Genomic DNA, 22,688 nt, shown 5'->3' with positions numbered 1-22,688 from the left:
CGAGGCGCGGGCGGACGCCCGCCGGTCACGAGGTCGCGCGCAGGGCCTCGTACTGGAGGGCCAGGCCGTCCAGGAGCGCGGTCAGGCCCGTCTCGAAGGCGCCGTCGTCCACCTCGCGGCGGCGGTCCGCCAGCAGGTGGGCCTGGCCGAGGTGGGGGTAGGCAGACGGGTCGTAGGCCGTCTCGTCGTCCACGAAGCCCCCGGCGAAGGAACCCACCGCCGCGCCCAGGATGAAGTACCGCATCAGCGCGCCGATCCGGGTGGCCTGGGCCGGCGGCCACCCGGCCGCCGTCATCGCGCCGAACACCGCGTCCGCGACCCGCAGTCCGGCCGGCCGCCGCCCCGGGCCCCGGGCCAGCACGGGGACGATGTTCGGGTGGTCGGACAGGGCGTCCCGGTAGGAGTGCGCCCAGTCGTGCAGGGCCGTACGCCAGTCCCCGCCGCCTTCGTTCCCGTTCCCGGTCCCGGGCGGCGTCAGCAGCTCGAACATCGACAAGTCGACCCGCTCGCTCACCGAGTCCGCCACCGCGTCCAGGATCTCGTCCTTCGTGCGGAAGTGGTTGTACAGCGAAGGCCCGCTGACCCCGAGCGCGGCCGCCAGCCTGCGCGTCGACACCGCCTCCAGCCCCTCCGCGTCCACCAGGGCGCCCGCCGCCTCGACGATGAGGGCTCGGCTGAGAAGGGGCTTGCGCGGTCTGGCCATGCGCCACATAGTAGGGCCTGCCCGCCATAAACTACCGGTGCTAGTTAATGGCGCCGGACCCGCCACGACGCCCCCGGAGGTACCCGGTGAATCTGGAGCTGAGCGAGGAACAGGCCGCCGTCCGCCGGCTCGCCCGCGAGTTCACCGAGCGCGAGGTCGTCCCGTACGCCGCCGAATGGGACCGCGCCGAGAGCGTGGACCGGGCGATCGTCAAGAAGCTCGGCGCGCTGGGCTTCCTCGGCCTGACCGTCCCCGAGGAGTACGGCGGCTCCGGCGGTGACCACCTGGCCTACGTCCTGGTCACCGAGGAGCTCGGACGCGGGGACTCCGCCGTGCGCGGCATCGTCTCCGTCTCCCTCGGCCTGGTCGCCAAGACCGTCGCCGCCTGGGGCACCGAGGAGCAGAAGCGAGCCTGGCTGCCCCGCCTGTGCTCCGGCGACGCCCTGGGCTGCTTCGGACTGACCGAGCCCGGCACCGGCTCCGACGCCGGGAACCTGACCACCCGCGCCGTGCGCGAGGGGGACTCGTACGTCATCAGCGGCAGCAAGATGTTCATCACGAACGGCACCTGGGCCGACGTGGTGCTCCTCTTCGCCCGCACCGGCGACGAGCCCGGCCACCGCGGGGTCTCCGCCTTCCTCGTCCCCACCGACACCCCCGGACTCACCCGCCGCGAGATCCACGGCAAGCTCGGCCTGCGCGGCCAGGCCACCGCCGAACTCGTCCTCGAGGACGTCCGCGTCCCCGCCTCCGCGATGCTCGGCCCGCAGGGCAAGGGCTTCTCGGTCGCCATGTCGGCCCTGGCCAAGGGCCGGATGTCGGTCGCCGCCGGCTGCGTGGGCATCGCCCAGGCGGCGCTGGACGCGGCCGTCGCCTACGCCGCCCAGCGCGAGCAGTTCGGCAAGCCGATCGCCCACCACCAGCTCGTCCAGGAGCTGATCGCCGACATCTCCGTGGACGTGGACGCCGCGCGGCTGCTGACCTGGCGGGTCGCCGACCTCATCGACCGCGGCCTGCCCTTCGCGACCGAGTCCTCCACCGCCAAACTCTTCGCCTCCGAGGCCGCCGTGCGCGCCGCGAGCAACGCCCTCCAGGTGCACGGCGGTTACGGGTACATCGACGAGTACCCGGCCGGCAAGCTGCTGCGCGACGCCCGCGTGATGACCCTGTACGAGGGCACCAGCCAGATCCAGAAGCTGCTCATCGGGCGGGCCCGTACCGGGGTCTCGGCCTTCTGAGGCTGAGTACGCACCTGAGTACGCGAACGGATGTGGCCCCGGTCACCCCGCCCGATGCTGGGCCCATGAACGAGACGCCGGTCAAGCAGCAGAGCACGGGGGCGTACTACGGCCAGGCCGTTGCCTCCTTCGGGATCGCCATGGGCGCCGTGGCCGTGGGGATCTACAACCTGGAGGTGGACGGCTGGGTCCGGTCCTTCCTCGGCATCGCGGTCCTGTACCTCACGACCTCGGCGTTCACGCTCGCCAAGGTCATCCGTGACCGTCAGGAGGTCAGCCAGATCGTCAGCCGGGTGGACCAGGCCCGGATGGAGAAGATGATGGCGGACTACGACCCCTTCGCCCCCAAGTAGCCCGCACGCGATCACTAAGCGCTTGCTCACCCTCCGGTAGGGTGTTCACTCCCACACGGTGAAGAGGGTGAGTGAGCGATGGACAGCGCGGAGGAGACGGCCGGCGGCTATCAGCCCTGGTCGGAGGTCATCCCCGACGCGGCGCGACGGTTGCTCGTCGCCGCGGTCGAGGCCTTCGCGGAGCGCGGGTACCACGCCACCACGACACGTGACATCGCAGGCCGGGCGGGGATGAGCCCGGCCGCCCTCTACATCCACTACAAGACCAAGGAAGAGCTGCTCCACCGGATCAGCAGGATCGGCCACGACAAGGCGCTGGAGATCCTGACGACGGAGGCCGACGGCCCCGGATCCGCGGCCGAGCGGCTCGACGGCGCCGTACGGTCCTTCGTGCGGTGGCACGCGGCACATCACACCACCGCGCGGGTGGTCCAGTACGAGCTCGATGCTCTCGCTCCGGAGCACCGCTCCGAGATCGTGGCACTGCGCCGCCGGAGCGACGCCGCCGTGCGCCGCATCCTGGCCGACGGGGTCGCGGCGGGGGAGTTCGACGTCCCCGACGTACCCGGCACCACCCTCGCCGTGCTGTCCCTGTGCATCGACGTGGCCCGCTGGTTCAGCACGGCCGGACAGCGCACGCCCGACGAGGTCGGCGCGCTCTACGCCGACCTCGTGCTCCGCATGGTGGGCGCCGCGGGAGCGCCTCAGAAGTAGTAGCGGGACACCGACTCCGCCACGCACACCGGCTTGTCGCCGCCCTCGCGCTCCACCGTCACGGTGGCCGTGACCTGCACACCGCCGCCCGCCTCCGTGACCTCCGTGATCACGGCGGTGGCGCGCAGCCGCGAGCCGACGGGCACCGTTGCGGGGAAACGCACCTTGTTAGCCCCGTAGTTGATGCCCATCTTCATGCCCTCGACCCGCATGATCTGCGGCACCAGGCTCGGCAGCAGGGACAGGGTCAGGTAGCCGTGCGCGATCGTGGTGCCGAAGGGCCCGTCCGCCGCCCGCTCCGGGTCCACGTGGATCCACTGGTGGTCGCCGGTGGCGTCGGCGAAGAGGTCGATCCGCTTCTGGTCCACCTCCAGCCACCCGCTGGGCCCGAGCGGTTGCCCGATCCCGGCGTGCAGTTCCCCTGCGGACGTGAAGACCCTCGGCTCGGCCATGCCCTGCTCCTGCTTCTCGCGGATGACAGACGGTGGTGGTGGGGGTGATGTGAGCGAACAAGCGCTTGCTCAGCATGCTGGGGCCGTATGTGTATGTCAACGGGCCTCCGACTACCCTCGGCCTGGTGCCGCAGATTCCCGAGAAAATCCACGAACTCACCGTCGGCCAGCTGTCCGCCCGTAGCGGCGCCGCCGTCTCAGCGCTCCACTTCTACGAGGCCAAGGGCCTGATCAGCAGCCGCCGGACCTCCGGGAACCAGCGCCGCTTCAGCCGCGACGCCCTGCGCCGGGTGGCCTTCGTACGCGCAGCGCAGCGCGTGGGCATCCCGCTGGCCAGCATCCGCGACGCACTCGCGCAGCTCCCCGAGGAGCGCACCCCCACGCGCGAGGACTGGGCCCGGCTCTCCGAGGCCTGGCGCACCGAGCTCGATCAGCGCATCAGTCAACTCGGCCGCCTGCGCGACCACCTGACGGACTGCATCGGATGCGGCTGCCTCTCGCTGGAGAACTGCGCGCTGTCCAACCCGGACGACGTCTTCGGCGAGAAGCTCACCGGTTCGCGGCTGTAGCCCCTGCCGCCGCCACCAGTTCGGCGTTCGAGGCCGCGGGCCGTCCGTCGGGCAGGTGCAGTACGTCGCCCACGCCGGTCCGCGTGCCCGTGCCGCACCGCGCCGCCAGGCGCAGCACCGGCCAGGCGGCGGCCTCCCGCCCGTACAGCAGCACCGCCACGGGCGGCAGTCCGCGCAGCCCGGCCACCAGCGCCGGATCGGCCGACGCCAGCTCGGCCACCAGCCGGACCCGCCCGGGGGTGCGTACGGGCCAGGCGAGGAACCGGGCCATCGGCTGCGCCCCGGCCCGCCCGCCCAGCGCCACCACCGCGTCCACCGCGACCCCGCGCGCCAGAAGGGCCTCGGCCAGTTCCCCGGCCCCAGGTTCGTCGAAGCGCACCGCCGCCCGGTCGGGCAGCACCGTCCAGGACCGGACCCGCTCCAGGCGTGCCGCCGGACCGGGCTCCGTCCCGACGCTCGCGGACACGGTGAGGGGTACGCCGACCCCGGCGCCCCGCAGCGCCTGCAGCAGCGGGCCGACCACGCGGGGGGACAGGCTCTCGCGGCCGCACGGGGTCCGCGGGTGCACCAGCACTTCCCCGGCGCCCGCGGCCACGGCGCCGAGGGCCGCATCGGCCAGGGACCCGGGGGACATCGGCACGGCCGGGCCGTCGGCGCCGCTCCGCGAGCCGTTCAGGGACACCTGCGTCACCCGTGTCACCGGTGTCACTTGCGTCACCTTCGCCACCCGCTCACCTTCGCCACCACCTGCGGTACGTGTGCCCCCGGCACCGTCACGCCGCCCCCGCCGCCGGAGTGTCCGCCAGCGCCGGTCTCGGCACCACGATCCCGCAGCCCGTGCACAGCGGCCCGTCCCAGGCCCACGCCCCCTCCCAGGGCCCGGCCCCGGGCACCCGCCGGCCCGCCCCGGTCCGCTGACCCGGCAAGGGTCCCGCCGTCGGCCAGTGCAGTTCCCGGTCCCCGCAGACCGGGCACACCGTCCCCGGCGCCGATTCCAGGGCCCGCACCAGCCGCCTCAGCACCTCGTCCAGCGCCCCCTCCGGCCGCACCCCGGGGTCGGCGCACCGCACCACCGCGTCCCCGCTCCCGCCCCAGGCCCACTCGGGCCGGCGCAGCCCGTGGTGCTTCTCGCGCCGTCTGCGCTCCGCGAAGTGGCGCTCGTACTCCAGCCAGACCGCGCGCGCCTCCTCCAGTTCCTCCAGCGCGGCGACCAGCCGCAACGGGTCCGCCCCCCGGTCCTCCGGGGCGATCCCGTGCCGGTCGCACAGGTGCCACCAGGTGGCCCGGTGCCCGTACGGGGCGAACCGCTCCAGGCAGCGGCGCAGGGAGTGCCGCCGCAGGGCACGGTCGTTGCGTGCATCGCGCACCTGGTAGGCCAGACTCCGGAATCCCGCCATGACATGTCACCTCCGCCGATGTGCCCAACATGCCCGGCCCGGTGCGGGCGCATGCGGGGGCGGTCGAGGCGTACGGGTGGCACGTGGCCGGAAGTCAGCGCCCCAGGCGCCCCGCGGACACCACCACCCTGGCCAGCTCCTCGTGGCAGATGTCGCTGTGCGCCCCCGAGGGCGCGCCGCCCCGCCGGACCACCGATCCCGCGTCCAGGCTGACGCATCCGGCCGAGGGCACCCCCGTCCGCAGGGCCGCGTCGAGGCTCAGCCGCGGCGCGCCGGGCACCGCCTGCACCCCGTCGTGCCCGATCGCGCCCCACCGCTCGTCGAAGCCCAGCAGTCCGGCCGAATCCCCTGCCATCCGGGAAGCCAGCGGGTAGAAGACCTTCAGGGCCGAGTCGTGTGCGGAATGACAGGCCACCACGGGCCCGTCGACCCTGCGCTGGAGGCCGCGCAGGGCCCCGCCGCTGCGCCGGTCGTGCGGCAGGCGGTCCGCGAAGGCGTAGTGCGAGAAGGCGCCCTGGAGCAGGGTCAGCGACTTCACGAACCGGGCCCCGTCCGGCACCGCGCGCAGGGAGAAGGACACCACGCGGGCCCCGAAGCTGTGCCCGATCAGATGGACGCGCACGGACGGGCGGGCGCGGGCCAGCTCCGCCAGGACCGGACCGAGGCCGCGCTCGCCGACCGCGCCCGCACGCTTCTTCATCCGGTAGTACGTGGCCTGCCGCAGGAGTTCCTTGGCGCCGCCCCACAGACTGCGCAGCCCGCCGCCCAGCAGGGCGTTCCCGTCCTCGTCCGTCCCGGGCAGCGCGCCCGTCTGCGCGAGCCCGCGGGTGAAGGCCGCGCACACCTCCAGCACGTCCTGCGTGAAGATCAGGGGCACCGCGGGCGGCTCCGCCGCGGTGACGCCGTTCACCCCGGCCAGTTCCCGGACGAGGGCGCCGAACTCGATGAACGCGGCCGCCGACCCGGGCCGCTCCTCCAGCAGTTCGGCCACCCGGTCCAGTTCCGCCTCCCGCCCCGGCCAGAACTCCCCGAGCGCCCGCCGGGTGGAAGGGTCCAGAGCCGTCCCGAAGCCCGGCTCGGCGAGCGCACCGGGCGGGTCGAAGTCCGGTATCGGCTCGTCCGCGAACCGGATGGAGGGCCACATCACACCCACGTACCCCAGCCGCACCCCCGACCCCACCAGCCCGGGGAACGGAGCGAAGAAGCGGTCGTACAGCCGGGTCGAGGTGTCCCGGTCACTGTTCCAGCCGTGGGCGAAGACCAGCAGGTCGGTGGCTTCCATCCGGGTCAGCGCGCCCTGCCCGGCCGGGTCCGGGTCCCCTTGCGCGTCGAAGACCAGCTCCTCGTACGGACGGACCCCCGGCCCGTTCACGGCACCGCTGTACGCCATGACGTCCCCCTCCACGCCGTGCCTCCGGTGCGGTCCAGCATCCTGCTGCCGCGCCCCTTCGGCCAGACCCCCGGCACGGCCGGCTCACGGGTAGAGCAGATACCGCTCCCGCACCGCGGCGAACCGGGCCAGTCCCGCCGCCCAGTCGGCGGTGACCTCGTCCGTACCGGCCCCCGCGTCGATCATCGTCCGGACCCGGTCCGAGCCGGTCAGCCGGTCGATCCAGTGGTCCGCGCGCCAGCCGAAGCCGCTCCACGTCCGCCGCGCGGTCACCAGCAGCCCGATGCCGGCCCGCACCGGGTCGAAGGCCTTCCGGTCGTGCACGATCAGCCGGACCCCGCCGCAGACCTTTCCCGCGTGCTTGGAGAAGGAGGGGGTGAAGTACGTCTCCCGGAACCACACCCCGGGCAGCTCCAGCGCGTTCGCCGCCTCCGCCCACCGCCGGTCGACGCCCTCCGCGCCCACCACCTCGAAGGGGGTGGTCGTCCCGCGCCCCTCGGACAGGTTCGTCCCCTCGAACAGGCAGGTCCCGGCGTACGCGAGGGCCGTGTCCGGGGTCGGCATGTTCGGGCTCGGCGGCAGCCAGGGCAGCCCCGTCTCCCCGAAGAAGGCATCCCGCCGCCAGCCGCTCATCGCCACGGTCCGCAGCCTGACCGGCCCGGCGGGCAGCGTTCCGTCGGTGAGGAACTCGCCGTTGAACAGCAGGGCCAGCTCCGCGGCCGTCATCCCGTGGGCGAGGGCGATCGGCTCGCGGCCCACGAAGCTCGCGTACGGGCGCTCCAGCACGGGGCCCGCCGCGCGGCGCCCGCCCACCGGGTTGGGCCGGTCCAGCACCACCACCGCCTTGCCCGCGAGGGAGGCGGCGCGCATGCAGTCGTAGAGGGTCCAGACGTAGGTGTAGAAGCGCGCCCCGACGTCCTGGATGTCGAAGACGACGGTGTCGATCCCGGCCGCCGTGAACACGTCGGCGAGCTGCTGCCCGCTCTTGCCGTACGTGTCGTGGACGGGCAGACCGGTGGCCGGGTCCCGGGAGGCGCCCTCGGAGCCCCCCGCCTGGGCCGTGCCGCGGAAGCCGTGCTCGGGGCCGAACACCGCGACCAGGTCGACCCGTTCGTCCGCGTGCAGGACGTCGACCAGGTGCCGGGCGTCGGCCGTGATGCCGGTGGGGTTGGTGACCACCCCGACCTTCTGCCCGGCGAGCACCGCGTAGCCGTCCGCGGCGAGCCGTTCGAAACCCGTGCGCACCCGGCCCGCCCGCGGACCGGGGCCGGGAGCGGGGGCCGCTCCCGTCGCTCCCGCTGCCCCGACCGTTCCCACCGCGCCCAGGGCGCCCACGGCCCCCGCGGTCCCCGCCAGTCCCAGTACCCCGCGTCGCGACAGCGTCATCCCGCCACGCTAGGCGTCAGGCCCCTTCCCCCCGGACATACCGACTGGTTAGTCTGCCCACGATCCGGCATCCGGCCACGAAAGGTGATCCCCGTGAGCGCGTACCAGGACCAGCGAGTCGTCGTCACCGGTGCGGGCGGAGGAATCGGCGCCGCCCTCGCGCAGCGGTTCGCCGCCGAGGGGGCCACGGTGGTGGTCAACGACCTCGACGCCGCGAAGGCCGCCGCGGTGGCGAGCGGCATCGGACCCCGGGCGATCCCGCTGGCGGGCGACGCCTCGGAGATCGTCGAGGAGGCCCTGGAGGCCCTCGGCGGCGGGATCGACGTCTACTGCGCCAACGCCGGACTCGCCTCGGGCGGCGACGCGTTCGCCGACGAGGCCGTCTGGGAGGCGGCCTGGGACACCAACGTCATGGCCCACGTCCGCGCGGCGCGGCTGCTGCTGCCGCAGTGGCTGGAGCGGGAGAGCGGCCGTTTCGTGTCCACCGTCTCGGCCGCCGGGCTCCTGACGATGATCGGAGCGGCCCCGTACAGTGTCACCAAGCACGGTGCGCTCGCCTTCGCGGAGTGGCTTTCGCTGACCTACCGCCACCGGGGCGTCGAGGTCCACGCCATCTGTCCGCAGGGGGTGCGCACCGACATGCTGACCGCCGCGGGCTCGGCGGGCGAACTCGTCCTCGCACCGACCGCGATCGAGCCGGAAGCGGTCGCGGACGCGTTGTTCGACGGCATGGAGAAGGGCCGTTTCTTGATCCTCCCGCACCCCGAGGTCGCCGACTTCTACGCCGCCCGCGCCACCGAGCCGGACCGCTGGCTGAGCGGCATGAACCACCTCCAGCAGAAGTGGGAGACCAGGTGACGCCCGAGGCCCGTGCGCTCCCCGCGGAGAGGGAGGCGCAGGCGGAGGCCGCCGAGGGCGCGCACGACGGGGCCTCGCGGTACGCCGCCCGGCCCTGGCTCGGGCTCCTCAGCCCGGCCCAACGGGCCCCCGTCGCCCCTCCGCCCTCGGTGCTGCACGCCTTCCGCGCGGCCGTCGCCCGGGCCCCCGGCCACATCGCGCTGGCCTACTTCGACGCCCGGATCACCTACGCCGAAGCCGAGGCGCTCTCCGACTCCGTCGCCGCGCACCTGGCCGCGCAGGGCGTCCGCCGCGGGGACCGGGTCGCCGTCATGCTGCAGAACACCCCGCACTTCGTGCTCGCCGTGCTGGCCGCCTGGAAGGCCGGGGCGGTGGTCGTCCCGGTCAACCCGATGTACAAGTCCGCCGAGGCCGCGCACGTCCTGCGCGACTCGGGGGCCGCCGCACTGGTCTGCTCGGGCGCCGCCTGGACCGCGTACCTGCGCGAGGCCGCGCACGACAGCGCCGTACGGACCGTCCTGACCGCCTCCGAGCTGGACCTCCAGACCCGGGACGACCCGCGCCTGCTCGCCCTGGCCTCCGTCGCCCCGCAGCCGCAGCCGCAGCCGCAGCCGCAGCCGCCGATGACGCCCCGCGTGCCCGGACCCCGGCCGGCCGGCGCGTCCGGGACCGCGGACACCGAGACCGCGACGGACACCGAGACCGCGACGGACACCGAGACCGAGACCGGGCCCGCGTCCGGGCCGGACGTCGTCGATCTGGTCGCGGTGGCCCGCCGGGGCGACCCGGCCCCGCACGACCCCCGGCTCACGGCCGCCGACACCGCCCTCATCAGCTACACCTCGGGCACCAGCGGCACCCCCAAGGGCGCGATGAACCCGCACGGAGCCCTCACGTACAACGCGGTCCGCCAGGTCACCGGCCACCCGGTCCCCGAAGGCGCCGGCTACTTCGCCCTCGCGCCCCTCTTCCACATCACCGGCATGGTCTGCGAGCTCGCCGCCTGCTTCGTCAACGCGGGCACCCTCGTCCTCACCCACCGCTTCGACGCCGGGATCGTCCTCGACGCCTTCCTCGAACACCGCCCCGCCTACGCCATCGGCCCCGCCACCGCCTTCATGGCCCTCGCCGCCCACCCCGGGGCCACCCGGGAGCACTTCGCCTCCTTCCAGGTGCTCTCCTCCGGCGGCGCCCCGCTCCCGCCCGCGCTCGTGGAACGCCTGCGCGCCGCCTTCGGCTTCTACCTCCGCAACGGATACGGCCTCACCGAGTGCACCGCCCCGTGCGCCTCCGTCCCCGTCCACCTGGAGGCACCCGTCGACCCCGCCTCGGGCACCCTCTCGGTGGGTGTCCCGGGCGCCGCCACCGTCGTGCGCATCCTCGACGAGCACGGCGCCGAGCTGCCCTTCGGCGAGACCGGCGAGATAGCCGTCCGCGGCCCCCAGGTCGTGCCCGGCTATTGGCGCCTGCCGGCCGACACGGCCCGGGCCTTCCCGGACGGCGAACTGCGTACCGGGGACGTGGGCTTCATGGACGCGGACGGCTGGCTGTTCGTCGTCGACCGCAAGAAGGACATGATCAACGCCTCCGGCTTCAAGGTCTGGCCGCGCGAGGTCGAGGACGTGCTCTACACCCACCCCGCGGTCCGCGAGGCGGCCGTGGTCGGGGTGCCGGACCCGTACAGGGGGGAGAGCGTGAAGGCGTACGTCAGCCTCCGTCCCGGCGCGGCGGCGGACCCGGCGGAGCTGTCCGCCTACTGCGCCGAGCGCCTGGCCGCCTACAAATACCCGCGCCGGGTCGAGATCCTCTCTGTGCTTCCGAAGACCACCAGTGGCAAGATCCTCCGACGGGAACTGCGCGACCGCGGCTGAAGACGGCCGGACGCTCGCACGACCGACGACTAGGAAGGGAAGGTCAGCGCCATGGCGGCCAGGACCACGGTGCCCGAAGGCACGCACGAAGCCCCGGTTCCGCAGCGGCTGCTGGCCGTGGCCACCCGGCTCTTCGCCGAGCGCGGCTACGACCGCACCTCGGTCCAGGAGATCGTCGAGGCGGCCGGGGTCACCAAGGGCGCGCTCTACCACTACTTCGGGTCCAAGGACGATCTGCTGCACGAGGTGTACGCGCGCATGCTGCGCCTCCAGCAGCAGCGCCTGGACGCGGTGGCCGATTCCGACGCGCCCGTCGAGGAGCGGCTGCGCACCGCGGCCGCCGACGTGGTCGTCACCACCATCGAGAACCTCGACGACGCGATGATCTTCTTCCGGTCGATGCACCAGCTCAGCCCGGAGAAGTTCAAGCAGGTCCGGGCCGAGCGGCGGCGCTACCACGAGCGCTTCCGGGCGCTGGTCGAGGAGGGCCAGCGCACGGGGGTGTTCTCCACGGCGACCCCCGCGGACCTGGTGGTGGACTACCACTTCGGCTCCGTGCACCACCTGTCCACCTGGTACCGCACGGACGGCCCCCTCACGCCGCAGCAGGTCGCCGATCACCTCGCCGACCTGCTGCTGCGCGCACTGCGCCCGTAGCGGGCGGCCCGTGGGCCCGTACGGTCCTCAGCCCAGCGGGAGGACCTTGCGGCCCCAGGTCTCCTCGGTCACCACGGCGAACGAGATGTACCAGGCGATGCCCGCGCAGAGCAGGCCCAGCCAGCCGCCGACGTGGCCGAGCGCGGCGACCTGGGACAGGTCGCCCAGTGCCAGGAAGAGGAAGGTCAGCGCCAGGACGGCGAAGAGCAGCCGGTGGGCGAGATCCAGCTTCATGGCGGCCACGGACATGTACGCGGTGAAGACGAACCAGGCCACGAGGAACCAGCCGGTGGCGATGTGGGCCTGGTCGGCGGGCAGTGTCGGGACGACGAACTTCACGTAGCCCGCGAAGGCCATCCAGAACGCGCCGTACGAGACGAACGCCGTGGTCCCGAAGGTGTTGCCGCGGCGGAACTCCAGCACGCCGGCCACGAACTGCGCGAGGCCGCCGTAGAAGAGGGCGAGCGGCAGGACGACGGCGCTCAGGGCCGCGTCCGAGACCAGACCCGAGTTGAAGAGGCTGAGCACGAAGGTGGTCAGGGCGAACGCGGCCAGACCCAGCGGTCCGGGGTTCGCGAGCCGGGCCGCGGTGGCCGGGGCCTGCGGTGCGGGCGCGGGCGGCGCGGGCACGGTGGTGGCGGGCGGGGCCTGCGGCGCAGGGGCGGCCAGGGTGGGGCTAGGCATGACGATGAGCACTTTCGGTGGGGGGTATACCGAATATATCGGACCCATCGGGATGGTTTAGACCATTCTGATGGGTCCGTGAGGGCCTGCCTGCCTGCCTGCCTGCCCGCCTGACCGCCCCGCCCGGCCTGCCGCTCCCCCCTCAGACCCGGTACTGCTTCAGCTCGCGCCGCGCCAGCGAGCGCTGGTGCACCTCGTCCGGCCCGTCGGCCAGCCGCAGCGTCCGCGCCGCCGCCCACAGCTCGGCGAGGGGGAAGTCCTGGCTCACCCCGCCCGCGCCGTGCAACTGCACCGCCTGGTCGAGGATGCCCACCACCGCCCGGGGGGTGGCGATCTTGATGGCCTGGATCTCGGTGTGGGCGCCCCGGTTCCCGACCGTGTCCATCAGCCAGGCCGTCTTCAGCACCAGCAGCCGCAGCTGCTCCACGGTGACCCGCGCGTCGGCGATCCAGTTCTGCACGACGCCCTGCGCGGCCAGTTCCTTGCCGAAGGCCGTACGCTCCAGGGCCCTGCGGCACATCAGCTCGATGGCCCGCTCCGCCATCCCGATCAGCCGCATGCAGTGGTGGATCCGCCCCGGCCCGAGCCGGGCCTGGGCGATGGCGAATCCGCCGCCCTCCTCGCCGATCAGGTTCCCGGCCGGGACGCGCGCACCGTCGAAGACCACCTCGGCGTGACCGCCGTGGTCGTGGTCCTCGTACCCGTACACCGTCATGGCGCGGCGCACCTCGACCCCGGGGGTGTCCCGCGGGACCAGGACCATCGACTGCTGGCGGCGCGGATCGGCGCCCTCCGGGTCGGTCTTGCCCATCACGATGAAGACCTTGCAGTCCGGGTTCATGGCCCCGGAGATGAACCACTTGCGCCCGCTGACCACGTACTCGGAGCCGTCGGCGGACCGTTCGATGCGGGTCTCGATGTTCGTCGCGTCCGAGGAGGCCACCTCGGGTTCCGTCATCGCGAAGGCGGAACGGATCTCGCCCGCGAGCAGCGGATGCAGCCACTGCTTCTTCTGCTCCTCGTTCCCGAACTGGGCGAGCAGCTCCATGTTCCCGGTGTCCGGGGCCGCGCAGTTGGTCGCCGTGGGTGCCAGGTGCGGACTGCGGCCGGTGATCTCCGCCAGCGGGGCGTACTGGAGGTTGCTCAGCCCGGCGCCGTACTCCGCGTCCGGCAGGAAGAGGTTCCACAGGCCCTGGCGGCGCGCCTCGGCCTTCAGTTCACCGAAGACGGCCGGGGTGTCCCAGGGCGAGGCCAGCCGTGCGCGCTGCTCGGCGGCGACGGCTTCCGCCGGGTAGACGTACTCCTCCATGAACGCGAGGAGCCGCTCGCGGAGTTCCTCGGTCCGGGCGTCGAATGCGAAGTCCATGGGTGGATGCCTCAGCCTTCCTGCGGTTCCTGAAGAGTGGTCAGTCCGTGTGCGATGAAGACGGGCACCAGCTCGCCGATGCGGTCGAAGCCCGCTCCGACGGTCTGCCCGAGCGTGTAGCGGTAGTGGATGCCCTCGAGGATCACCGCGAGCTTGAACCAGGCGAACGCCGTGTACCAGGCGATGGCCCCGGTGTCCCGCCCGGAGCGGGCCGCGTACCGCGCGATCAGCTCCGCCGGGCTCGGATGGCCCGGCGCCCCGCTCGTCGTGCTCACCGGGGATTCGGTCAGGCCCAGGTCCGAGCTGTACATGACCAGCAGCCCCAGGTCGGTCAGCGGATCGCCGAGCGTGGACATCTCCCAGTCCAGCACCGCCCGGATCCTGTCGTCCGGGCCGCCGATCAGGACGTTGTCGAGCCGGAAGTCGCCGTGCACGACCGTCGGTGCGGGGGAGTCCGGCAGCGCCCGCCCCAGCGCCCCGTGCAGCTCGTCGATGCCGGGGAGCTCACGTCCCCGGGAGGCCGCGAGCTGCTTGCCCCAGCGGCGCAGCTGCCGGTCGAGGAAGCCCTCCGGCCGCCCGAAGTCGCCCAGGCCCACCTCCTGCGGGTCCACCGCGTGCAGGTCGACCAGTGTGTCGACCAGTCCGAGCACCGCCCGCCGGGTGCGCTCGGGGCCGATCGCCGCGAGCTGGCCGGCGGTGCGGAAGGGCACCCCGTCCACGAACTCCATGACGTAGAACGGCGCCCCGAGCACCGCTTCGTCCTCGCAGAGCAGCAGCGGCCCGGGCACCGGCACGGCCGTACCGTGCAGGGCCTCGATCACCCGGTGCTCGCGCCGCATGTCGTGCGCCGTGGCCAGCACGTGCCCGAGCGGCGGCCGCCGCACCACCCAGCGGGAGCTCCCGTCGGTGATCTCGTACGTGAGGTTCGACCGGCCGCCTTCGATCAGCCGGCCGCGCAGGGCTCCGGCCACGAGTCCAGGCCGCACACGGTCGAGATGACCGCGCAGCCGCTCCAGATCGAGGCCCCGCGGATCGGCGGGGGCTGAGCTCATGGTGCGCACCTCCGTGCTGAGTCGACTTCGGACGTCGTACGCCACATCATGCCGACCAGTCGGTATGCCGTCCAGGGTCCGGACCGGACGAACCGGCGGACCGGCCCGTTCCGGCCGGAATCCGCACCCGTTCCGCACCCGTTCCGCAGCCGTTCCGGATCAGGCGTGGCAGAGGATCGGCGTACCGCCGTTCATCACCGTCATGTCCTTCAGCACCGCCAGGATGTCCAACGGGACGCCCTCCGGCTCCCCGGCGAGTTCCGCGTAGGCCCGGTGCAGGTTGGCCACGAGCCGCTCGCTCTCGCGCCAGGCGGCGAACTCCCCGAGATCGGCCTCGCGGGCCACCTCCAGCGGCGTCCGCCCCCTCGCCAGGCCCTCGCGCGCGAGTTCGGCCACGTACCGCAGGTAGCGCTCGGTGGCCCCGTAGGCATCGGGGCCGGTCAGGGGCCCGTGGCCCGGTACGACGGTCTCCGCGTCCAGGGAGCGCAGCAGTTCCAGCGCCCGCAGCGATCCGGCCAGGGAGCCCATCGCCAGGAAGGGCGTGCCCTCCGCGAAGACCAGGTCCCCGGTGAACACCACCCGCTGCCGGGGCAGCCACACCACGGAGTCCCCCGTGGTGTGCGCGACGCCGGGGTGGATGACCTGCACCTCCGTGGCGCCCACGTACAGGGTCAGGCGGTCGCTGTACGTGAGGTCGGGCGGGGTGATCTCTATCGCGCCGAAGTCGGTCCCGGGCCAGATCATCTCCAGCTGGTGCCCGGCGGCGAGCTGTTCGGAGCGCGCGTTGTCGTGCCCGACGACCAGCGCTTCGGGGGCGAACACGCCGTTGCCGTAGGTGTGGTCCCCGTGGTGGTGGGTGTTCACCACGGTGCGGGGGAGCGGCACCCCGGCCGCGCGGACCGCCTCGCGCAGGGCCAGCGCCCGCCGCGCGGTGGCGGCGGTGTCCACCAGCAGGGTCCGGCCGCCGTCGCTCACGAAGCCGGCGTTGTTGAGGCACCAACCGCCGTCCGGCTGTACGTAGGCGTACACCCCTGCGGCGGGCTGGACGAGATACGGCTCCGCGACGGTCATCTGCGCTCTCCCCGGGTCGCTGTGACGGGCGGTCAGCATCTTGCCAGTCGTCGTGGGACCCGGGGGAGGGGAGGGGCGGTTCCCGGCCGGTCAGTGGCGGGTGGCCGGCCGGTCAGTGGTCGTCGTAGTGACCGTCGTGCTGGGCGTGCCGGTGCCCGTCGTGCAGGTAGTCGACGTGGTCGCCGTGCCGGACCGTCTCGTGCCCGCAGTCCGAGCCGTGAGCGTGGGTGTGTGCCTCGTGGGGGGTGTGCCCGTCGGTCTCGCACTCGTCCCAGTGGCCGGAGTGCTCGCGGTGGAGGTGGCCGTCGTGCGCGTAGTCGACGTGGTCGCCGTGGGTGACCGCCTGGTGGCCGCAGTCGGGGCCGTGGGTGTGCGCGTGCGTGGGGTGTTCCAGGTGCTGGGTCGTCATGGGGCCGAGGCTAGTGCGCATCGTCCCGTATCGCCTGTTCTGTCCGAAGTGGCGCGCGTAATCCGGATCATCCGACCATGGGTTCAACGGCAGACCCACCCGCAGACCCACCGCGATTTCAGATGATCACGGCCACCGCCCACCCCGCCAGCACCACCGTGCACGCCACCACCGCGAGGGCGGCCCGCGGCGCCAGCCCCCGCGGCCGCTCCGCCGCCAGTTCCCGGATCCGCCGGTGCGCCACCCCCAGGAAGGCCACCCAGACCAGCGCGGTCACCGCCGCCCCGGCCACCTCCACCGGCCTGCCCGACCCGCGCAGCGCCTGCCGCAGCGCCAGCACCGCCACCACCGAGCAGGCCAGCGTCGTACGCCGCCACGCGAGCCGGGTCCGCTCGGGCTGGAGCCCGGCATCGCGGACCTCGCCGCCGCCGGACGCGCTCACTGCCCCGTCGTCCAGCCCAGCAGCACGACCACGACCATCACCACCGCGACCAGGCCCACCCCCAGGCTCAGCACCACCGGGAACCGGGACAGCGGCAGGTCCTCGCCCCGCCGCATCGCCCGCTCGCACCGGACCCAGTGGTTCACCGCCCGCAGCGCGCAGGCCGTGCCCACCCCGAGCAGCGCGACGGCCATCCCGACCCGCACCCCCCAGCGCAGGTCCGGAAGGAACTGGTCCACCGCGAAGCCGCCGCCCACCAGGGCCAGGGCGGTCCGGATCCAGGCGAGGAAGGTCCGTTCGTTGGCGAGGGAGAAGCGGTAGTCGGGGGTCTCGCCCTCGTCCTTCAGCCGCGCGGGTGCGAACCAGAGGCGCACGTCCTTGACGAAGTCGATCACGTCGTCAATCTACTGGGGCGAGCCCCGGAACTCCCGCAGCCGCCGGTACGCCTCCAGCCCGTCCGGCACCCAGGCCCACGTGCCGTCCGCGACGCGCCGCTCCAGCTCGGCCTCCGTCAGGTACGCGTGCCAGTCCACCTCCGAGGCCTGCGGCTCCACGGGCAGCTCGCACCGCACCTCGTGGACGTACGACCACCAGGCCCCGCCCGGCCCCTCGTACAGGAACTTGAACAGCGGCACCGGCTGCGGCAGTCCGGACACCCCCAGCTCCTCCTCGGCCTCCCGCAGGGCGGCCGAAGCGTAGTCCTCCCCGGCGCCCAGCACCCCGCCCACGAACATGTCGTAGTGCGCGGGGAAGACCAGTTTCGACGCGGTCCGGCGGTGCACGAAGATCCGCCCCTGCGCGTCCCTGGCCTGCACGAACACACAGCGGTGGAGCAGCCCGCGGGCGTACACCTCGCCCCGGCGCGCCTGCCCCGTCACCCGGTCGTCCCGGTCCACCACGTCCAGCACTTCGTCTGCGGCACTCACGGGTTCATCCAACCACCGCTGTTGACTGGTTACCGCTCCGTAGCCAAGGATCTGCCCCACCACCGACGGAGGACGGGTAGCGCATGACGTACGACGCAGACGTGATCGTGATCGGGGCCGGGCTCTCGGGCCTGGCGGCCACCGCCGAGCTCGTCGACGCGGGCCGCAAGGTCATCCTGCTCGACCAGGAGCCGGAGCAGTCCCTCGGCGGCCAGGCGCACTGGTCCTTCGGCGGGCTCTTCTTCGTGGACTCGCCCGAGCAGCGCCGGATGCGGATCAAGGACAGCCGCGAACTCGCCCTCCAGGACTGGACCGGCACCGCGGGCTTCGACCGCGAGGAGGACGCCTGGCCGCGCCGCTGGGCCGAGGCCTACGTCGACTTCGCGGCGGGCGAGAAGCGCCCCTGGCTGCACGCACAGGGCGTCCGCTTCTTCCCCGTGGTCGGCTGGGCGGAGCGCGGCGGCTACGACGCCGACGGCCACGGGAACTCCGTACCCCGCTTCCACATCACCTGGGGCACCGGCCCCGGCCTGGTCGAGCCCTTCGCGCGGCGGGTCCGGGCCGGGGTGGACCGCGGCCTGGTCCAGCTGAGGTTCCGCCACCGGGTCACCGGGCTGTCCCGTACGGCCGGCGCCCTGGACACCGTTACGGGCGAGGTCCTTGCGCCCTCCGACGCCGTACGGGGCACCGCGAGCAGCCGCGAGGCCACCGGGGACTTCTCCCTCCGGGCCCAGGCCGTGATCGTGACCAGCGGCGGCATCGGCGGCAACCACGACCTCGTCCGCAAGCAGTGGCCCGCCCGGCTCGGCACCCCGCCCGAGCGGATGCTCTCCGGGGTCCCGGCGCACGTCGACGGACTGATGCTGGGCATCGCGGAGGAGGCGGGCGCCAGCCACATCAACAAGGACCGGATGTGGCACTACACCGAGGGCATCCAGAACTGGGATCCGATCTGGGCCCGGCACGGCATCCGCATCCTGCCCGGCCCCTCCTCGCTCTGGCTGGACGCCACCGGCCGGCGGCTGCCCGTACCGCTCTTCCCGGGTTTCGACACCCTCGGCACCCTCGACCACATCATGAAGACCGGGCACGACCACACCTGGTTCGTCCTCAACCAGCGCATCATCGGCAAGGAGTTCGCCCTCTCCGGCTCCGAGCAGAACCCCGACCTCACCGGCAAGTCGGTCCGCGACGTCATCAACCGGGCGCGGCTGGCCGTCCCCGCACCGGTCAAGGCCTTCATGGACCACGGCCCGGACTTCGTCGTCGAGCGCGACCTGTCCGCGCTGGTGCGCGGGATGAACGCCGTCACCAAGGAGGACCTGATCGACGAGGCCGCCCTGCGCCGCGTGATCACCTCGCGGGACCGGGAGATCGCCAACCCGTTCACCAAGGACCTCCAGGTGACGGCCATCCACGGGGCGCGCAAGTACCTCGGCGACAAGCTGATCCGCACGGCCGCCCCGCACCGCATCCTGGACCCCGCGGCCGGCCCGCTCATCGCGGTCCGGCTGTCGATCCTGACCCGCAAGTCACTGGGCGGCCTGGAGACCGACCTCTCCTCGCGCGTCCTCACGGCGGACGGCGAACCCCTGCCCGGCCTCTACGCGGCGGGCGAGGCGGCCGGCTTCGGCGGCGGCGGGGTCCACGGCTACCGCGCCCTGGAGGGCACCTTCCTCGGCGGCTGCCTCTTCTCGGGCCGTACGGCGGGCCGGGCCGCGGCCCGGGCCATCGGCTGACCCGGCCCCTACGGCTGCCGCCCGCCCGCACGTGAGGGCAGGCGGCAGCCGTAGGCCCCCCGGGCCCGTCCCGCCCGGCACCGCCCGCCTGCCCGGCCGGCTGCCCCGCGGGGGTGCGATTTCAGGCCAGCCGCTCCAGGATGCGGAACCGCTCCGCCACCACCAGGGTGTCGTCGTCCGCGGTCCAGCCGGGATCCCCGAGGGCCTCCCGCACCGGTTCGCCGTGCCAGAACCGCTCGTGTTCCGCGCGCCATTCGGCCACCGAGGCGTACCCCTCGCCCTCGTCCAGCGCGTGCTGAAGGTCCACGTCCGCCAGCCGGACCACCCGCACCCCGGTGACCTCCACGACGGCCACCGGCCGCTCCCGGGAATCCACCAGGACCGAGCGCTGCCCGGCCTCGGGCAGGGGCTCGCCCTCCGCCCCGTACTCGGGCAGCAGCCCCGTCGTCGAGGTCTTCGCCCCGCTCAGCACGGCCGCCACCAACCGGTCGCGCAAGGGTCCGGGAAAGCCCAGCAGGTAGGGGGGAAGATCGTCGAATGAGGTCATGATCCGACCCTGCGCGACCGGAAAAGGACCCCCCAGAACCGGCCTGACCGGCCCAACTACGACCATCCGGGACCCAGTTGAAACCCGCCACCCAGTGGACTGGACCTTGACTCGGAGCTGCGCCTACCGCTTTGCTGTCTGTGATCACCGGTTCGCTCACCGGCACGATCCCAGAACACCCGATCGGCAGCACCAATCACGTGCGTCATGCATGTTTTCAGGCCGCCGCTTGCCCCGTCCGCCCGCGTCCTGAAGGGAATCCCGCGGATGTCCCCGCCTCCGCCGCCCCTCGGCCGCGCCCGCAAGCGGGACGCCCAGCTCTTCGACCCAGCCCTCTGCGACGCCGAACTGGTCGACGTACGCGCCCAGTTCGGCCAGGGGCGCTGGTCCAGGGCCCGCTCCCTGCTGGTCGGCACCGGCGACGACTGGGACCGCCGCGGCCACCGCATCGTGGTCCTCGCCGAGACCCCCGCGGCCACCGCCTGGTCCCGTGAATGGCTGCTCGCCGAGCCCGAGAGCGCCGACGCCGCCACCCTCCTCGCCTGCGCCGCCGTCTTCACCGCCCTGCGCCGCAAGGGCTCGCCCGAGGCCGCCGAGGAGGCCTGCCGCCGGGCCGCCGCCCTGCTGCCCGCCGACCCCACGCCCTGGCTCGGCCTGCTCCTCCTCTCCCGCGCCTTCGGCACCGAGGAGGAGTTCAGCCGCCACTTCGACCAGGTGAGGGCCCGCCACCGCGAGCACCACCACGCCCACCACCTGATGGTCGCCAAGCTCGCCGAACGCACCCCGGCCGCCGGTCAGGACCCCCTCCACGAGGTCTACGACTTCGCCGCCTGGGCGGCCGAGGAGTCCCCGGCCGACTCCCCGCTCGCCGTGCTCCCGGTCATCGCCCACGCCGAGCGCTACCGGGTGCTCGCCGCCGTGCACGGACACACCTTCAGCAGCGCCACCCAGCACTGGTCCGGACGGCGCGCCCGCCAGGTCCTGCGCTCCGCCTTCGACTGGTGGCTGGAGTGGGAGCGCGAGGACCACCCCCGCAACCGCGTCGACCTCAACTTCCTCGCCCACGCCAAGCTGTGCGAGGGCCGCCCCGCCGAGGCCGCCGCCCTCTTCCAGCGCATCGGCAGCCATGCGACCCCCGCTCCCTGGTCCTATCCGGACCTGGACCCGCACAAGGCCTTCCTCGCCGCGCGCAGCGCCGCGCTCGGCACCGCTTGACCCCCCTTGCCCAAGCGCTCCGAGCACCCGAGCACCCCGAGCACCCCGAAGAACCGCACCCCCGAAAGGACGGCGCCATGCCGACGGGCAGATCCACCACGCTCCAGTCCGCACCCGAGATCCGCACGTACAAGGGCCAGGACCGGGCCCTGCGGGCCGACCGTCTCGGCACCGCCGGCCTGCTGCTCTCCGTACTCGCCGCCAGCGCCCCCCTGATGGTGGTCGCAGGTGTCATGCCCACGACTTTCGGCGTGATGGGGGTCGTCGGCCAGCCCCTGCTGTTCGTCGTCCTCGGCATCGTCCTCGCGCTCTTCAGCGTCGGCTACGCCGAGATGAGCCGCCACGTCCACAACGCCGGCGCCTTCTACGCCTACATCGCCCGCGGCCTCGGCCCCACCGCGGGCGCCGGCGCCTCGCTCGTCGCCCTCGTCGCGTACAGCGCCATGCAGGTCGGCGTCTACGGCATCCTCGGCTTCGAGATATCCGGCCTCTTCGCCACCTACCTCGACCTCGAACTCGCCTGGTGGATCCCCGCCCTGGCCGCCGTCGCCGCCACCGGGGCACTCGGCTGGCTCAAGATCGACCTCAACGCGAAGGTCCTCGGCGTCCTCCTCCTCATCGAGTGCGCCCTCGTCGTCGTCTTCGACGTCGCCGCCCTTTCCGAGCCCGGCCCCGAAGGGCTCTCGCTCCACGCCTTCAACCCCGAGACCCTCGGCGGCGCGGGCCTCGGCACCGCCCTGTGCTTCTGCATCGCCGCCTTCGTCGGCTTCGAGCAGTCCCCGGTGTACGCCGAGGAGACCAGCAAGCCGCACATCGTCGTCTCCCGGGTGATGTTCCTCGCCGTCGGCTTCGTCGCCCTCTTCTTCGCCTTCAGCGCCTGGGCCCTCACCGTGGCCACCGGCCCCGGCGAGGTCGTCAGGACCTCCGCCGAGGCGGGCCCCGGACTGCTCTTCCAGCTCACCGAGTCACGGCTCGGCGCCACCTTCACCGACGTCCTGCACATCCTCTTCGTGACCGGCATGTTCGCGGCCATGCTCAGCTTCCACAACGTGGTGGCCCGCTACGCCTTCGCGATGGGCCGCGAGGGCCTGCTCCCCGCCGCCTTCGGCCGCACCAACGCGGGCACCGGCGCCCCCGGCACCGGCTCCCTCCTCCAGACCGCCGTCGCCACCCTCGTCGTCATCGCCTTCGCGGTCACCGACGACAAGCCCACCGGCGACCCCACCGCCCCGGTCCTGCACCTGTTCACCTGGATGGGCAGCGTCGGAGCCCTCGGCGTGACGCTTCTCATGGCGGCCGCCTCCTTCGCCGTCATCGCGTTCTTCGTCCGCCGCGGCACCGCCGGCGCCCAGGTCTGGCGCCTCGTCGCCGCCGGAGCGGCCGGCGTCGCCCTGCTCGGCATCGCCGTCTACACCGTCAAGGACTTCGCCGTCCTGGTCGGCGCCGAGGAAGGCTCCGCCCTCAGCTGGGTCCTGCCCGGCATCATCGGCGCCGCAGTGCTGGGCGGCCTGCTCTACGGGGCCCTGCTGCGCAGCCGCCGCCCCGAGGTCCACGCCCGCATCGGCCTCGGCAACGAGGCCTTCCGCCTCGATCAGGCAGCAGAGGCCACCACCCGCGACTGACCGCGGTTTCCACCCCCTACGAAGCCC

At 73.3% G+C, this 22,688-nt stretch carries 25 protein-coding genes; 10 read left to right on the top strand and 15 right to left on the bottom strand.

The features are described from left to right. Nucleotides 1-25: 25 nt before the first annotated feature. The gene (locus IO30_RS0126495) at nucleotides 26-703 is read right to left on the bottom strand and encodes a TetR/AcrR family transcriptional regulator (RefSeq protein WP_031157045.1); all 678 of its coding nucleotides are present in this window, start codon (nucleotides 701-703) and stop codon (nucleotides 26-28) included. Between the two features lie 86 nt (nucleotides 704-789). On the opposite strand from IO30_RS0126495, the gene IO30_RS0126490 reads away from it, so the two are divergent. The 3 genes from IO30_RS0126490 (at nucleotide 790) to IO30_RS0126480 (ending at nucleotide 3,008) form a co-directional block, all read left to right on the top strand. Next, nucleotides 790-1,941, top strand: coding sequence for an acyl-CoA dehydrogenase family protein (locus tag IO30_RS0126490; RefSeq protein WP_031146847.1), 1,152 nt, complete (start codon nucleotides 790-792; stop codon nucleotides 1,939-1,941). 65 nt (nucleotides 1,942-2,006) lie between these two features. Next, on the top strand, nucleotides 2,007-2,294 hold the full coding sequence (locus tag IO30_RS0126485) for a YiaA/YiaB family inner membrane protein (protein ID WP_031146846.1): 288 nt from the start codon (nucleotides 2,007-2,009) through the stop codon (nucleotides 2,292-2,294). Between the two features lie 78 nt (nucleotides 2,295-2,372). Further along, nucleotides 2,373-3,008 carry a TetR/AcrR family transcriptional regulator gene (locus tag IO30_RS0126480; RefSeq protein ID WP_031146844.1) on the top strand — a complete coding sequence of 212 codons (636 nt, stop codon included), beginning with the start codon at nucleotides 2,373-2,375 and terminating at the stop codon, nucleotides 3,006-3,008. Here the strand turns inward: IO30_RS0126480 and IO30_RS0126475 are convergent. After that, a complete protein-coding gene (locus IO30_RS0126475; protein WP_031146842.1) occupies nucleotides 2,999-3,460 on the bottom strand; it encodes a MaoC family dehydratase in 462 nt (153 codons plus the stop codon). The two genes, IO30_RS0126480 and IO30_RS0126475, sit on opposite strands and share 10 nt — an antisense overlap. 125 nt (nucleotides 3,461-3,585) lie before the next feature. Between IO30_RS0126475 and soxR the strand changes: the two genes are divergently transcribed. After that, nucleotides 3,586-4,029 (top strand): redox-sensitive transcriptional activator SoxR, encoded by a 444-nt coding sequence (gene soxR, locus IO30_RS0126470; protein WP_031146840.1) that lies wholly within the window; start codon nucleotides 3,586-3,588, stop codon nucleotides 4,027-4,029. On the opposite strand, the gene IO30_RS0126465 is transcribed toward soxR, so the two are convergent. The 4 genes from IO30_RS0126465 to IO30_RS0126450 all read right to left on the bottom strand — a co-directional run bounded on the left by IO30_RS0126465 (nucleotide 4,010) and on the right by IO30_RS0126450 (nucleotide 8,202). Continuing rightward, nucleotides 4,010-4,738, bottom strand: a complete 729-nt coding sequence (locus IO30_RS0126465) for a 3-keto-5-aminohexanoate cleavage protein (RefSeq protein ID WP_272933183.1) — start codon at nucleotides 4,736-4,738, stop codon at nucleotides 4,010-4,012. The genes soxR and IO30_RS0126465 overlap by 20 nt on opposite strands. Before the next feature lie 64 nt (nucleotides 4,739-4,802). Beyond that, nucleotides 4,803-5,426: a hypothetical protein gene (locus IO30_RS0126460; RefSeq protein ID WP_031146836.1), complete on the bottom strand. Its 624-nt coding sequence runs from the start codon at nucleotides 5,424-5,426 to the stop codon at nucleotides 4,803-4,805. A gap of 94 nt (nucleotides 5,427-5,520) precedes the next feature. After that, the gene (locus IO30_RS0126455; protein WP_031146834.1) at nucleotides 5,521-6,816 is read right to left on the bottom strand and encodes an alpha/beta fold hydrolase; all 1,296 of its coding nucleotides are present in this window, start codon (nucleotides 6,814-6,816) and stop codon (nucleotides 5,521-5,523) included. An 84-nt stretch (nucleotides 6,817-6,900) separates the two neighbouring features. Next, complete coding sequence (locus IO30_RS0126450; protein WP_031146832.1) at nucleotides 6,901-8,202, bottom strand: exo-beta-N-acetylmuramidase NamZ family protein; 1,302 nt, start codon at nucleotides 8,200-8,202, stop codon at nucleotides 6,901-6,903. A gap of 84 nt (nucleotides 8,203-8,286) precedes the next feature. On the opposite strand from IO30_RS0126450, the gene IO30_RS0126445 reads away from it, so the two are divergent. The 3 genes from IO30_RS0126445 to IO30_RS0126435 are packed head-to-tail and all read left to right on the top strand — an operon-like array spanning nucleotide 8,287 to nucleotide 11,588. Beyond that, nucleotides 8,287-9,060, top strand: a complete 774-nt coding sequence (locus IO30_RS0126445; protein WP_199921132.1) for an SDR family oxidoreductase — start codon at nucleotides 8,287-8,289, stop codon at nucleotides 9,058-9,060. Continuing rightward, nucleotides 9,057-10,931, top strand: coding sequence for a class I adenylate-forming enzyme family protein (locus IO30_RS43790; protein WP_157853372.1), 1,875 nt, complete (start codon nucleotides 9,057-9,059; stop codon nucleotides 10,929-10,931). Before IO30_RS0126445 ends, IO30_RS43790 begins: the two co-directional genes overlap by 4 nt. Before the next feature lie 51 nt (nucleotides 10,932-10,982). Continuing rightward, nucleotides 10,983-11,588, top strand: coding sequence for a TetR/AcrR family transcriptional regulator (locus IO30_RS0126435; RefSeq protein WP_031146825.1), 606 nt, complete (start codon nucleotides 10,983-10,985; stop codon nucleotides 11,586-11,588). A gap of 27 nt (nucleotides 11,589-11,615) precedes the next feature. Here IO30_RS0126435 and IO30_RS0126430 read toward each other — a convergent pair whose 3' ends face one another. The 8 genes from IO30_RS0126430 to IO30_RS0126395 form a co-directional block, all read right to left on the bottom strand. Beyond that, the gene (locus IO30_RS0126430; protein ID WP_051859851.1) at nucleotides 11,616-12,272 is read right to left on the bottom strand and encodes an acetate uptake transporter; all 657 of its coding nucleotides are present in this window, start codon (nucleotides 12,270-12,272) and stop codon (nucleotides 11,616-11,618) included. 142 nt (nucleotides 12,273-12,414) lie between these two features. Beyond that, nucleotides 12,415-13,638 (bottom strand): acyl-CoA dehydrogenase family protein, encoded by a 1,224-nt coding sequence (locus tag IO30_RS0126425; protein ID WP_031146821.1) that lies wholly within the window; start codon nucleotides 13,636-13,638, stop codon nucleotides 12,415-12,417. An 11-nt stretch (nucleotides 13,639-13,649) separates the two neighbouring features. Continuing rightward, on the bottom strand, nucleotides 13,650-14,690 hold the full coding sequence (locus IO30_RS0126420) for a phosphotransferase family protein (RefSeq protein ID WP_031146819.1): 1,041 nt from the start codon (nucleotides 14,688-14,690) through the stop codon (nucleotides 13,650-13,652). A 159-nt stretch (nucleotides 14,691-14,849) separates the two neighbouring features. Then, nucleotides 14,850-15,761 carry an MBL fold metallo-hydrolase gene (locus IO30_RS0126415; protein WP_031146817.1) on the bottom strand — a complete coding sequence of 304 codons (912 nt, stop codon included), beginning with the start codon at nucleotides 15,759-15,761 and terminating at the stop codon, nucleotides 14,850-14,852. Between the two features lie 112 nt (nucleotides 15,762-15,873). Beyond that, nucleotides 15,874-16,170: a hypothetical protein gene (locus IO30_RS0126410; RefSeq protein WP_031146815.1), complete on the bottom strand. Its 297-nt coding sequence runs from the start codon at nucleotides 16,168-16,170 to the stop codon at nucleotides 15,874-15,876. A 118-nt stretch (nucleotides 16,171-16,288) separates the two neighbouring features. Beyond that, complete coding sequence (locus IO30_RS0126405) at nucleotides 16,289-16,612, bottom strand: DUF202 domain-containing protein (protein ID WP_031146813.1); 324 nt, start codon at nucleotides 16,610-16,612, stop codon at nucleotides 16,289-16,291. Beyond that, nucleotides 16,609-17,007 (bottom strand): YidH family protein, encoded by a 399-nt coding sequence (locus IO30_RS0126400; protein WP_031146811.1) that lies wholly within the window; start codon nucleotides 17,005-17,007, stop codon nucleotides 16,609-16,611. Before IO30_RS0126400 ends, IO30_RS0126405 begins: the two co-directional genes overlap by 4 nt. A 9-nt stretch (nucleotides 17,008-17,016) precedes the next feature. Then, nucleotides 17,017-17,538 carry an NUDIX hydrolase gene (locus tag IO30_RS0126395; RefSeq protein WP_031146809.1) on the bottom strand — a complete coding sequence of 174 codons (522 nt, stop codon included), beginning with the start codon at nucleotides 17,536-17,538 and terminating at the stop codon, nucleotides 17,017-17,019. 83 nt (nucleotides 17,539-17,621) lie between these two features. On the opposite strand from IO30_RS0126395, the gene IO30_RS0126390 reads away from it, so the two are divergent. Beyond that, entirely contained in the window at nucleotides 17,622-19,277 is a 1,656-nt protein-coding gene (locus IO30_RS0126390; protein ID WP_031146807.1) for an FAD-binding dehydrogenase, read from the top strand. Between the two features lie 121 nt (nucleotides 19,278-19,398). Here the strand turns inward: IO30_RS0126390 and IO30_RS0126385 are convergent, their stop codons facing one another. Next, nucleotides 19,399-19,824 carry an ASCH domain-containing protein gene (locus IO30_RS0126385; protein WP_031146805.1) on the bottom strand — a complete coding sequence of 142 codons (426 nt, stop codon included), beginning with the start codon at nucleotides 19,822-19,824 and terminating at the stop codon, nucleotides 19,399-19,401. Nucleotides 19,825-20,091: 267 nt separating this feature from the next. Between IO30_RS0126385 and IO30_RS0126380 the strand changes: the two genes are divergently transcribed. Next, a complete protein-coding gene (locus IO30_RS0126380) occupies nucleotides 20,092-21,039 on the top strand; it encodes a hypothetical protein (protein ID WP_031146803.1) in 948 nt (315 codons plus the stop codon). A 77-nt stretch (nucleotides 21,040-21,116) separates the two neighbouring features. Then, nucleotides 21,117-22,661: an APC family permease gene (locus IO30_RS0126375; RefSeq protein WP_031146801.1), complete on the top strand. Its 1,545-nt coding sequence runs from the start codon at nucleotides 21,117-21,119 to the stop codon at nucleotides 22,659-22,661. Nucleotides 22,662-22,688: the final 27 nt, after the last annotated feature.

Source organism: Streptomyces xanthophaeus (genome assembly GCF_000725805.1).
Taxonomy (GTDB): domain Bacteria; phylum Actinomycetota; class Actinomycetes; order Streptomycetales; family Streptomycetaceae; genus Streptomyces; species Streptomyces xanthophaeus.
Note: the sequence above shows the minus strand (reverse complement) of the source record. Positions and strands in the feature narration are given on the sequence as shown.

Bases quoted from the DNA above. Each gene is read 5' to 3' on its own strand.
- IO30_RS0126495 (WP_031157045.1), bottom strand. From the start codon at position 703: ATGGCCAGACCGCGCAAGCCCCTTCTCAGCCGAGCCCTCATCGTCGAG.
- IO30_RS0126485 (WP_031146846.1), top strand. From the start codon at position 2,007: ATGAACGAGACGCCGGTCAAGCAGCAGAGCACGGGGGCGTACTACGGC.
- IO30_RS0126480 (WP_031146844.1), top strand. From the start codon at position 2,373: ATGGACAGCGCGGAGGAGACGGCCGGCGGCTATCAGCCCTGGTCGGAG.
- IO30_RS0126475 (WP_031146842.1), bottom strand. From the start codon at position 3,460: ATGGCCGAGCCGAGGGTCTTCACGTCCGCAGGGGAACTGCACGCCGGG.
- IO30_RS0126460 (WP_031146836.1), bottom strand. From the start codon at position 5,426: ATGGCGGGATTCCGGAGTCTGGCCTACCAGGTGCGCGATGCACGCAAC.
- IO30_RS0126455 (WP_031146834.1), bottom strand. From the start codon at position 6,816: ATGGCGTACAGCGGTGCCGTGAACGGGCCGGGGGTCCGTCCGTACGAG.
- IO30_RS0126450 (WP_031146832.1), bottom strand. From the start codon at position 8,202: ATGACGCTGTCGCGACGCGGGGTACTGGGACTGGCGGGGACCGCGGGG.
- IO30_RS0126435 (WP_031146825.1), top strand. From the start codon at position 10,983: ATGGCGGCCAGGACCACGGTGCCCGAAGGCACGCACGAAGCCCCGGTT.
- IO30_RS0126430 (WP_051859851.1), bottom strand. From the start codon at position 12,272: ATGCCTAGCCCCACCCTGGCCGCCCCTGCGCCGCAGGCCCCGCCCGCC.
- IO30_RS0126425 (WP_031146821.1), bottom strand. From the start codon at position 13,638: ATGGACTTCGCATTCGACGCCCGGACCGAGGAACTCCGCGAGCGGCTC.
- IO30_RS0126420 (WP_031146819.1), bottom strand. From the start codon at position 14,690: ATGAGCTCAGCCCCCGCCGATCCGCGGGGCCTCGATCTGGAGCGGCTG.
- IO30_RS0126415 (WP_031146817.1), bottom strand. From the start codon at position 15,761: ATGACCGTCGCGGAGCCGTATCTCGTCCAGCCCGCCGCAGGGGTGTAC.
- IO30_RS0126410 (WP_031146815.1), bottom strand. From the start codon at position 16,170: ATGACGACCCAGCACCTGGAACACCCCACGCACGCGCACACCCACGGC.
- IO30_RS0126390 (WP_031146807.1), top strand. From the start codon at position 17,622: ATGACGTACGACGCAGACGTGATCGTGATCGGGGCCGGGCTCTCGGGC.
- IO30_RS0126385 (WP_031146805.1), bottom strand. From the start codon at position 19,824: ATGACCTCATTCGACGATCTTCCCCCCTACCTGCTGGGCTTTCCCGGA.
- IO30_RS0126380 (WP_031146803.1), top strand. From the start codon at position 20,092: ATGTCCCCGCCTCCGCCGCCCCTCGGCCGCGCCCGCAAGCGGGACGCC.
- IO30_RS0126375 (WP_031146801.1), top strand. From the start codon at position 21,117: ATGCCGACGGGCAGATCCACCACGCTCCAGTCCGCACCCGAGATCCGC.